The following is a 10,110-nucleotide window of genomic DNA, read 5'->3' as shown; positions in this document are numbered from 1 at the left end:
GACGGCCCCGGACCCAATCTGGTGATCGAGGTGACCGGTGTAGCCAATGGCGAAATCGTCATCGACCTGAACCCTGATATTGCGCCCAAACACGTGGCGCAGATCGTCACCCTCGCCAAAGCGGGCGCTTACAACAACGTGGTGTTTCACCGCGTGATCGACGGCTTCATGGCGCAAACCGGCGACGTGCAAAACGGCAAGGCATCGGGCGATACTTCGATGGCTGGCATGGGTGGGTCGGATTTGCCGAATATCCCGGCAGAGTTCTCGGCGGTCCCGTTTGAGCGTGGCATCGTTGGCATGGCGCGGTCCTCTGACCCGGATTCCGCCAACAGCCAGTTCTTCATCATGTTCGCACCGGGCGATTTTCTGAACGGCCAATATACTGTGGTCGGCAAAGTGATCAAAGGCATGGACGTGGTTGACGCCATCCAACGCGGCGAGCCGCCAGCCAAGCCTGACGTGATGACCAAAGTGACTGTGCAGGAATAATAGTTTTACCGCACAATTTAAAAAGCGGCCCGGATCAACCGGGCCGCTTTTTGTTTGCGCTCATAAATCTCCGCTGATTCGTGCGACATGGTTAACCGCTTAACCCCGCCGAAAAATCGGCGATTTATATGGCCGCTTTCCATACGGAATATGGCCGCTTTCTGGGTCGTTAACCTTTGATTAAATCGGCCAGTTAACGCCGCGCTCTCAAGCCCTTAGAGCGCAGGCCGCTCGCCTAATCCAAAACCACCAATGCATGACGCTTCTTGCCCGCCGTCAGCTTCAACGGCTCCGCCAACATGCCAGCCCCAACACGCAAGCCCGCATCCGTCACCACCTCATCATTCATCCGCGCTCCACCCTCTTGGATCAGCCGTTTGGCATCCTTGCCGGTCGCTGCCAGCCCGGCCCGCACGAACAGTTGCACGATGCCCAGACCCTCAACCATCTCCGCAGCCATCACCCGCAAGGTCGGCAAATCGTCACCAACGCCGCCCTTTTCAAACACTTCCCGCGCCGTCGCTTCCGCCGCAGCCGCAGCCTCCGCGCCATGCAGCAAAGTCGTCACTGCATTGGCGAGAACGATCTTGCCATCGTTGATAGCCGAGCCTTCAAGCGCCCCCAAACGGTCACATTCCTCCAGCGGCAACTCGGTATACAGCTTCAAAAACCTACCCACATCGGCGTCGGTGGTGTTGCGCCAATACTGCCAAAACTCATACGACGAATACATGTCCGCATTCAGCCAAACCGCGCCATTTTGCGACTTGCCCATCTTTTTGCCATCCGAAGTGGTCAGCAGATGCGAGGTCAAACCATAGACTTCATGGTCCACCACCCGCCGGGTCAAATCAACGCCGTTAACGATATTGCCCCACTGATCCGAGCCGCCCATCTGCACCAAGCAGCCATAACGGCGGTTCAGCTCCAGAAAGTCATAAGCCTGCAAAATCATATAGTTGAACTCTAGGAACGATAGGCTTTGCTCCCGGTCCAACCGTGACTTCACGCTCTCAAAACTCAGCATCCGGTTGACGGAGAAATGCTTGCCAATGTCGCGCAGGAAGCCAAGGTAGTTCAGATCATCCAGCCATTCAGCATTGTTGACCATCACCGCATCGGTAGGCCCATCGCCAAACGTCACATACGGCGAAAACGCCCGCTTGATGCCAGCGATATTGTCATCAATCTGCGCGTTGGTCAGCAAAGGCCGCTCGTCCGCGCGGAACGAAGGATCGCCCACCTTGGTCGTCCCTCCGCCCATCAACACAATCGGCTTGCCGCCGCATTTCTGCAACCAGCGCAGCATCATGATCTGAATCAGCGAACCCACATGCAGGCTTTTCGCCGTCGCATCAAAGCCGATATAACCCGGCACCACGCCCTTGGCCAAAGCCTCGTCAAGCGCCTGATAGTCCGTGCAATCGGCGAGAAAGCCGCGGGTCATCATCACGCGCATGAAATCAGATTTCGGATGGTAGGTCATGGTACACTCATGCTTTAAGGTAGGGCGGGTATAGCGGGCGAGGGGGCCAAGGGGAAGATGGCGAAACAGCGCGCAATTTGGGTTTTGGGGGCAATGTCGGGCACGTCGCTGGACGGCGTCGATGCCGCGATGGTGCGTACCGATGGGCATGAGATATTCGAGTTTGGCCCCGATGCCTACCGCCCCTACACCCCAGCTGAGCAGGCCACCATCCGCAAAGCCTTCGGCCAATGGCCCGGTCATCCAGACGTCGCAGCCGCCGCCGAAATCGTTGAAACCGCCCATGCCGAGGTGCTCTCGCGCTTTTCTGGCGCCGAGATGATCGGCTTTCACGGCCAAACCCTTGCGCATGATCCGAGCCATGGCCGCACCCATCAGGCGGGCAGCGGGCAACTTCTGGCTGAGGCGCTAAACCTGCCTGTGGTATGGGATTTTCGCTCCAACGACGTGCTAATGGGCGGGCAGGGCGCGCCTTTAGCACCGTTTTTCCACCACGCCTGCGCGCGCTGGACCCGCGCCACCGAGCCGCTCGCGATGCTCAATCTCGGCGGCGTCGGCAACGTCACTTGGATCGACCCGAGCCTTCCCAGCCCTGAAACTCCCGGCGCGCTGTTGGCCTTCGACACCGGCCCCGCCAACGCCCCCATCAACGATCTGATGCAAACCCGCCTTGGCCTTTCCCAAGACGCAGGCGGCGCTTTGGCCGCGAGCGGACGCGTCGATGAAAAGTTGGTGCAAGCCTTCCTCGCCCAAGCCTATTTCCACAAAATCCCGCCAAAATCGTTAGATCGCAATGACTTCCAGCCGTTCTTCAAAAAAACCCACAAACTCTCCGACGCCGATGCCGCAGCCACCTTAACCGCCATCGCTGCTGCCTGCGTCGCCAAAGCCGCCGAGCATTTCCCGCGCCCCGTCACCCGCCTTCTGGTCGCAGGTGGAGGCCGCCACAACGCGACCATGATGGCGCAGCTGAGCCAGCGCATGAACTGCACCGTCGAACCGGTTGAAACTGTTGGGCTAAATGGAGATATGCTAGAGGCGCAAGCCTTCGCCTACCTTGCCGCCCGCGTCGCATATGGCCTGCCAACGTCCGCCCCAAGCACAACCGGAGTGCCCGCAGCGATCGGCGGCGGCCAAATCAGCCGCCCGTAGCCTACTTCCCCACAGCCCGCGCTTGGCGTACCATCGACACCGTATAGATCACCAGCGCCACCCAGATCATCGGAAAGGCGATCATTTTGCCGCGCCCGAATGGCTCGCCGAATAGAAACACCGCCGTCAGGAAGATCATCGTCGGCGCGATATATTGCATGATGCCAATGGTCGACAGCCGCAGCAATTTGGCGCCATTGGCATAAACCATCAGCGGCACCGCCGTCACCAATCCGCAAGACAGCAGCAGCACGGTATCCGACGTCACGCCCACCATGAAATGACTGCGCCCGGTCACTTGCGCCCAGACCACATAGGCGAGCGCAAACGGCAGCAAAATCAGCACCTCAAGGAAAAACCCTTGGTTCGGCCCAATTGGCAGCGACTTTTTCAGATACGCATAAATCCCCCAAGTCACCGTCAGCCCCAAAGCCACCAGCGGCAGCCGGCCCGCCTCAATCGTCAGCACCACCACGGCCAAAGCAGCCAACGCAATCGCGCATTTCTGCGCCACGCTCAACCGCTCCCCCAGCAGCATCGCGCCGAGAAACACCGAGAACAGCGGGTTGACGTAATAGCCCAAAGCCGCATCCAGCGCGTGACCTGCCCCGATCGACCAGACATAAATCCCCCAGTTGACCGAGATCAGCGCCGCCGTCGCAAGCCCCATCAGCAGCATTTTCGGGTTGCGCAAAGCCACCCACAAATCCGCCGTCCGCCCCGTCGCCCACAACACAGCGCCCGCAATCGGAATTGACCAGATCACCCGATGCGCGATGACTTCCGCAGGCGAGATATGCCCGACCGCCTTCATAAATATCGGCAAAAACCCCCACAGCAGATAGGCAGTGAGCGCAAAGCCAAAGCCACGCAGCGAGTCTTCGTTCTTGGGGGGTAAATTTTCCATGCGCCCTAGCTACCCCCGCGCCAAGCCCCACGCCACGGCTAACTTGTAACCATTACATTCGCCGCGCGAGATAGCCCTTGGTAAACGCCGCATAGCCGTCCGCCGTCACCCGCAACTCCGCCTTCATCAACCGATGCAACGCAGGCAGTTGGTGAAACGGCACCGCCGGATAGACATGGTGTTCGACGTGATAGGGCATGTTCCACGCCAAAAATCGCATCAGCGCGGTGGTAAAAGTAGTGCGGGTATTCTCAAACATATTCGCCACCTGCGGACAGTCGCCATGCTCGGCGAGCAGATACAAACGCAGCGCAGGTTGGCCCAACAGCACGGGCAGCAGCCAGACCCAAAACAGCAGTGGGCTTACAAACAAACTCCCCAGAACCAGCGCGTAGCCCAGCAGCATCCACCGCGCCTCGGTCACAATCCGGGGCAGGGCGCTGATGGGCAGATACTCGCCCTCCGCCCGTCCGCGACCCAGATCAAACAACAGCCGCGCGCCTGAGATCCAGTAGGGCAGACCCGACACATGCCAGACCCAAGCCCTAAGATTACCGGGCTTTTCCGAAGCCAATTCGGGGTCTTTGCCCGCAATGTTGGTCCAGCGGTGATGCGCCAAATGGAAGTAACGAAACCACTGGGAAGGCAGCAGCAACAGAAACCCGCAGAGATGCCCGACAGCCTCATTCAACCGCTCGGATGCGAAGGGGGTCTTATGCGTCGCCTCATGCTCCAGCGTGAACAAAAACACGATCAACACACCCTGCACGGCCAGCAGCAGCCACCAGCCGGGGACGCCAAAACCAATCAGCGCGCCCGTCAGAAGTATCGCGCCAAGATGCCCCGCCAGATGCAGCAACCCCGCGCGGTCAGACCGTGCCAACAGCCGCGCTTTGACCGCTGGCTCCAGCCCAGAAACAAAACTTTTGTGATCCATGCGGCCAGTTTGCCGCAAGCAATTTTGAGCCGCAAGGCCCCCTTTTCAAGCCCGCTGCATCCTGTCAGCCTATAGCGAAAAGGAGCAGTCATGCCGAAAACCATCAATATTGTCGGCGCAGGCATCATCGGTGCCAATCTCGCCTTTCAACTGAGCCGCCTCGGCGCGCAAGTGACGGTGTTTGAGTCCGAAAAACCCGCCGATGCCGCTTCGGGGTGCAACTTTGGCTGGATCAACGCTAGCTTTTACGAAAACCCCGCGCATCGCCGCTTGCGGGTTGAGGCTATGGCCGCGCATCGCCGTCTGGCGAGCCTGATGCCAGCCTGCGCGCCCAACTGGCAAGGCACGCTTTGGTTTGAGGATGAGGGCGCTGGCTTTGACAGAATGGCGGCCGATCTTGCTGGTTTCGGCTATCCCGTTGCCCAACTTACCCGCGCTGAAATCGTCAAGTTAGAGCCGCATCTGGCCCACCCACCCAGCCGTGCTTTGCACTTTCCAAACGAAGGCGCGGTCGATGCGGCAGCCTTAACGCACGCCTTGCTCGCAGCGTCTGGCGCGCGGCTCCTAAGCGGCATTGCGGTGAAATCGCTGATCGAGACCGCTGATCAGATCACGGGCGTGCGCACCGCAATCGGCCCGTTTATCGCCGATCACAACATCGTTGCGGCGGGCGTTGCATCGCCCGCATTGCTTGCGCCGCTGGGCCTAGATCTGCCGATGCTCAGCCGCCCCGGCGTGCTTGTCCACACCAAGCCGGTCGATTGGCGCGTCCACCATATCCTTGTCACACCCGATCAGGAAATCCGTCAGGATGCGACCGGTCGGCTGCTCGCCCCCGGCATCGCCAACCATCAGGCGGATGCGCGCGAAGTCATCGATGATCCAGCGGCCGAGGCCGAGGCCACGGTTGCACGGCTGCGTCTGCGGTTTGATGCGCCCGATTTGGCACTGGATCGGTGGCTGCTGGGGCATCGTCCGGTGCCGGGAGACGGTCTGCCGCTGATCGGTGAAGTGCAACAGGGCCTGAGTCTTGCCGTGATGCACTCCGGCGTGACACTGTCGGCGCTGGTGGGTGAGGCTTTGGCAGCGGAGATCATGGGGCAGGGCGATCATCCGTTGCTGGCCGATTTCCGCCCCTGCCGACTGTTGAAACCGCTGCCCTAGCCCATGAAAAAACCACGCAAAGATGTGCTTTGCGTGGTTCAATTCTTGGTTCAATCGCTCTGATAACCTTAGCCGCGCAGGATCGAGCGCCCAGCGTATTCCGCCGTCTCACCTAGCATTTCCTCAATACGGATCAACTGGTTGTATTTTGCCAACCGATCCGAGCGCGACAGCGAGCCGGTTTTGATCTGGCCGCAATTCGTCGCAACTGCCAAGTCAGCAATCGTGCTATCCTCAGTCTCACCCGAACGATGGCTCATCACGTTTGTATAGCGCGCACGATGCGCCATATCGACGGCTTGCAACGTCTCGGTCAGGGTGCCGATTTGGTTGACCTTCACCAGCATCGAGTTGGCGCAACCAGCCTTGATGCCTTCGGCCAAACGGCGCGGATTGGTCACGAACAGATCGTCACCAACCAGCTGGATTTTATCGCCAAGCTTGTCGGTCAGCAGCTTCCAGCCAGCCCAATCGTCTTCCGAGCAACCATCTTCAATCGAGATGATCGGGTAGTCCGCCGCCAGACCCGCGAGGAAATCGACGTTCTCCTCGACGGACAAGGATTTGCCCTCACCCTTCATCTCATACTTGCCGCCCTTGAAGTATTCAGTGGCAGCACAATCCAATGCGAGGAACATATCCTCGCCGGGGCGATAGCCGGCCTTCTCGATAGATTTCAGAATGAAATCAAGCGCATCGCGGGCGGAGTTCAAGTTCGGAGCGAAACCGCCCTCATCACCGACATTGGTGTTATGACCCGCCGCCGACAGCTCTTTTTTCAGAGTGTGGAACACTTCCGACCCCATCCGAATGGCCTCGCGGATGTTTTCCGCGCCCACCGGCATGATCATGAATTCTTGAATATCAATCGGGTTATCAGCATGTTCGCCGCCATTGATGATGTTCATCATCGGCACTGGCAACATCCGCGCCGAGGTGCCGCCGATATAGCGGAACAGCGGCTGTCCAGTGAATTGCGCTGCGGCCTTGGCGACTGCCAAAGACACGCCCAAGATCGCATTGGCGCCCAGACGCGACTTGTTTGGTGTGCCGTCCAACTCGATCATGGTGCGGTCAATGCCAACTTGTTCGGTCGCATCGAAGCCGACGATTTCTTCGGCCAACTCGCCGTTGACTGCGGCCACAGCCTCCAACACGCCCTTGCCCATGTAGCGCGATTTGTCGCCATCGCGGCGCTCGTTCGCCTCATGCGCGCCAGTCGAGGCACCCGACGGCACCGCCGCACGACCCTGGGCGCCGCTTTCCAGCAGCACGTCGACTTCAACGGTGGGATTGCCGCGGCTGTCAAGAATTTCGCGGGCGTGGATATCAATGATCGTGCTCATGTCAGGCCTCCAAATGGGCGGATATGGTGCTCTCTCGGGCGTATTAGCCGAAGGGTGCGCTCAAGGAAAGCGCGCGTTTGCGGTATCGTTCGCGCGCGAAGGAATAGAGCCCCGACGCCACGATAAGCCCCGAGCCGCACAGGGTTATGACATCAGGCCATTCGTGAAATACAAACGCACCGATCAGCACGGCAAACACCAAGCGCACATAGCGGAAAGGGGCTACGACCGAAACTTCGCCGGTCCGGGTGGCTCCGATGATCGCCCAATAGCCGCCGGTGCCAAACACCAGCGCACCGATCAAAGCGTAGCATTCCCATAGGGTTGGCACGGCAACTTCACCTGATCCAGCCATCATCAGCGCGCCAAGTAATGTCACCGCAATCAGCCCCCAAGCCGAGACTTGCGCGGTAGAGCTTTCCGGTGGGATCTTGCGCGCCGCCAGATCGCGTAAGGTCAAGCCTGCCACCGTGATCAGCACCCACAAAGCCTCGGGGCGAAAACCGTCCAAGCCCGGACGGATAACCAGCAGCACGCCCGCAAAACCGACAGCGATCGCCAACCAGCGGCGCCAGCCCACTTGCTCTTGCATGAACAACGCCGCAGCCATCGTCACGGCCAACGGCATCGCTTGCAAAACCGCCGAGACGGTAGACAACGGCACAGTGGCAAGCGCCGTGATATAGGCAAACGTGCCAATCATTTCCCCGAGGCCGCGCGCAAGGACCCAAGGGTGCAAGCCAGCCTTGGTGAAGACTTTCTGACTTTGCTGCCATGCCATAAGCACGATCACCACGACGCCAAACACGCCTGAGACAAACACAATCTCACCCACCGGAAGGCTGGCGGCGGCCCATTTAAGAAACATATCTTCAAGCCCGAACAGGGCCATCGACACCACCATCAACAGGATGCCGCGCAGGTTATCCGAGGCCAAACTTTATCCCTTCTTGACCGGAACGCCGAGCAGTTCCAGCCTGTGCCCGATCAAGCGATAACCCAGCCGAGCCGCAATGCGTTCCTGCAAGGCTTCAATTTCCGGATCAACAAATTCAATGACTTGCCCGGTGTTCACGTCAATCAGATGGTCATGGTGATCACGCTCGGCATCTTCATAGCGCGCGCGGCCATCGCCAAACTCCAAGCGTTCCAGCAGGCCACATTCTTCGAACAGCTTCACGGTGCGGTACACCGTGGCGAGCGAGATTTTTGGATCGACCTGCGCCGCGCGCGCATAAAGTTCTTCGACATCAGGGTGGTCGTCGGCCACCGCAATCACCCGGGCTACAACGCGGCGCTGGTCGGTCATTCGCAAGCCCTTGGCGACCCCGCGTGAGATCAGATCGGTCATGGCTTGGCTCCCCGTCCCTTGGATAATGCGCGTTTACGGCAAAGCGTATGGTGCTGCCAGCAGTTTTGCGCGGCTTGACTTAACCGGGCTGCCCCCGGCAGGTTGGCGCGAAAGCGAGGGCAATGATGCGCAAAGAGCGGCTGGACGGTATTGGCTTGGCGGCGCTTATCGTGGTGACCTTGCTGCTGGCAATCAATCAAATCGCAGTGAAAGAGGTCAATCGGGGCCTGCAACCGGTGTTTTTCGCGGGACTGCGGTCCGCCTTGGCGATCGTGTTCGTATATGGCTGGCTGAGATATCGTGGACTCTGGGCGCGGGTTCGGGTCGCAGACCTTGGCCCCGGCCTCGCACTTGGCAGCGTATTCGCGATCGAGTTTATGTGCCTTTTCATGGCGCTAGACTTAACAGCGGTGGGCCGGGCCTCGGTCATCTTCTATTCAATGCCGCTTTGGTTGGCCGTCGCTGCGCATTTTTGGCTACCGAATGAGCGTATTACACCCAAACGCGGGTTTGGTCTTGGGTTGGCCTTTATTGGCACAGCTTGGGTGATTCTCTCTAAAAGCCCGTCCGGTCATGCAAGCATCGCAGGAGACCTTTGCGCTTTGGTGGGCGCGTGGGGCTGGGCAGGCACGGCACTTTTGGCGCGCAAAACCCGGTTGCGTGAAGCGGGGCCAGAAGCACAGTTATTCTGGATGGTGTTGATTTCGGCGCCAATTTTGCTGGCGGCAAGCCCATTCTTCGGCCCGCTGATCCGCGAGGTAGAACCAATCCACTGGGTCTGGCTCGTACTGCAGGCGGGGGTCGTGGTGGCCGGAGTTTTCATCACTTGGCTGTGGTTGCTGTCGGTTTACCCGACTTCGACCGTCGCCAGCTTTTCCTTCCTTACGCCGCTGTTCGCGATCATTTTGGGCCATTTTATTTTCAACGAAGCGTTGTCTTTTGGCCTCATCATGGCAGCGGGATTGATTGCGGCGGGAATCGTTTTGATTAACCGGCGGTAGCGCAGAAGATCAGACGCAGCTGTCTAGGGAATCGCTCTGCTACGACTCGTTCTCAACAAGAACCGGCAAGCGTGCCACGATACTTGGGTTTTTGCAGCAGTTGCGACCCTACATTAAGCACGCTTTTTGCACGAAACTCCTCGAATGCGCGGACAGGGACATGGGTAGATGTAGGGACACGTCCTCCGTCAAGCACAAAATCTGGTGTATAAGTCAAAATTTCATTTGATGCGGTCGAAGATTTGCGACAGTTTGACGACGCGCCGTACAAGGC

General features: G+C 59.0%; 10 protein-coding genes. 4 read left to right on the top strand and 6 right to left on the bottom strand.

The window, feature by feature from the left end; translation table 11 throughout:
• Positions 1-492: peptidylprolyl isomerase (locus tag JWS10_RS10845; protein ID WP_299507265.1), on the top strand; the 492-nt coding region annotated here is incomplete at its 5' end.
• Between the two features lie 235 nt (positions 493-727).
• Here JWS10_RS10845 and tyrS read toward each other — a convergent pair.
• The gene (gene tyrS / locus JWS10_RS10840) at positions 728-1,978 is read right to left on the bottom strand and encodes a tyrosine--tRNA ligase (protein WP_299507263.1); all 1,251 of its coding nucleotides are present in this window, start codon (positions 1,976-1,978) and stop codon (positions 728-730) included.
• Between the two features lie 57 nt (positions 1,979-2,035).
• Between tyrS and JWS10_RS10835 the strand changes: the two genes are divergently transcribed.
• Positions 2,036-3,130, top strand: a complete 1,095-nt coding sequence (locus JWS10_RS10835; RefSeq protein WP_299507260.1) for an anhydro-N-acetylmuramic acid kinase — start codon at positions 2,036-2,038, stop codon at positions 3,128-3,130.
• A gap of 1 nt (position 3,131) precedes the next feature.
• On the opposite strand, the gene rarD is transcribed toward JWS10_RS10835, so the two are convergent.
• On the bottom strand, positions 3,132-4,037 hold the full coding sequence (rarD, locus tag JWS10_RS10830) for an EamA family transporter RarD (protein WP_299507257.1): 906 nt from the start codon (positions 4,035-4,037) through the stop codon (positions 3,132-3,134).
• A 52-nt stretch (positions 4,038-4,089) separates the two neighbouring features.
• The gene (locus tag JWS10_RS10825) at positions 4,090-4,974 is read right to left on the bottom strand and encodes a fatty acid desaturase (RefSeq protein ID WP_299507255.1); all 885 of its coding nucleotides are present in this window, start codon (positions 4,972-4,974) and stop codon (positions 4,090-4,092) included.
• A 90-nt stretch (positions 4,975-5,064) separates the two neighbouring features.
• Between JWS10_RS10825 and JWS10_RS10820 the strand changes: the two genes are divergently transcribed.
• Positions 5,065-6,138: an FAD-binding oxidoreductase gene (locus JWS10_RS10820; protein WP_299507253.1), complete on the top strand. Its 1,074-nt coding sequence runs from the start codon at positions 5,065-5,067 to the stop codon at positions 6,136-6,138.
• Positions 6,139-6,206: 68 nt separating this feature from the next.
• On the opposite strand, the gene eno is transcribed toward JWS10_RS10820, so the two are convergent.
• Genes eno through JWS10_RS10805 form a run of 3 tightly spaced genes read right to left on the bottom strand, consistent with a single transcriptional unit; the run spans position 6,207 to position 8,835 of the window.
• Positions 6,207-7,484, bottom strand: coding sequence for a phosphopyruvate hydratase (gene eno, locus JWS10_RS10815; RefSeq protein ID WP_299507251.1), 1,278 nt, complete (start codon positions 7,482-7,484; stop codon positions 6,207-6,209).
• Positions 7,485-7,527: 43 nt separating this feature from the next.
• The gene (locus JWS10_RS10810; protein ID WP_299507249.1) at positions 7,528-8,421 is read right to left on the bottom strand and encodes a DMT family transporter; all 894 of its coding nucleotides are present in this window, start codon (positions 8,419-8,421) and stop codon (positions 7,528-7,530) included.
• Positions 8,422-8,424: 3 nt separating this feature from the next.
• Positions 8,425-8,835 carry a Fur family transcriptional regulator gene (locus JWS10_RS10805; protein WP_299482501.1) on the bottom strand — a complete coding sequence of 137 codons (411 nt, stop codon included), beginning with the start codon at positions 8,833-8,835 and terminating at the stop codon, positions 8,425-8,427.
• A gap of 122 nt (positions 8,836-8,957) precedes the next feature.
• Between JWS10_RS10805 and JWS10_RS10800 the strand changes: the two genes are divergently transcribed.
• A complete protein-coding gene (locus JWS10_RS10800; RefSeq protein ID WP_299507247.1) occupies positions 8,958-9,836 on the top strand; it encodes a DMT family transporter in 879 nt (292 codons plus the stop codon).
• Positions 9,837-10,110: the final 274 nt, after the last annotated feature.

It is taken from the genome of Cypionkella sp. (genome assembly GCF_028290025.1).
Classification (GTDB): Bacteria; Pseudomonadota; Alphaproteobacteria; order Rhodobacterales; family Rhodobacteraceae; genus Cypionkella.
The sequence above is the reverse complement of the archived record's forward strand: the minus strand, read 5'-3'. Positions and strand labels throughout refer to the sequence as shown.

Coding starts and splice junctions, on each gene's coding strand:
- tyrS (WP_299507263.1), bottom strand. CDS start 1,978: ATGACCTACCATCCGAAATCTGATTTCATGCGCGTGATGATGACCCGC.
- JWS10_RS10835 (WP_299507260.1), top strand. CDS start 2,036: ATGGCGAAACAGCGCGCAATTTGGGTTTTGGGGGCAATGTCGGGCACG.
- rarD (WP_299507257.1), bottom strand. CDS start 4,037: ATGGAAAATTTACCCCCCAAGAACGAAGACTCGCTGCGTGGCTTTGGC.
- JWS10_RS10825 (WP_299507255.1), bottom strand. CDS start 4,974: ATGGATCACAAAAGTTTTGTTTCTGGGCTGGAGCCAGCGGTCAAAGCG.
- JWS10_RS10820 (WP_299507253.1), top strand. CDS start 5,065: ATGCCGAAAACCATCAATATTGTCGGCGCAGGCATCATCGGTGCCAAT.
- eno (WP_299507251.1), bottom strand. CDS start 7,484: ATGAGCACGATCATTGATATCCACGCCCGCGAAATTCTTGACAGCCGC.
- JWS10_RS10805 (WP_299482501.1), bottom strand. CDS start 8,835: ATGACCGATCTGATCTCACGCGGGGTCGCCAAGGGCTTGCGAATGACC.
- JWS10_RS10800 (WP_299507247.1), top strand. CDS start 8,958: ATGATGCGCAAAGAGCGGCTGGACGGTATTGGCTTGGCGGCGCTTATC.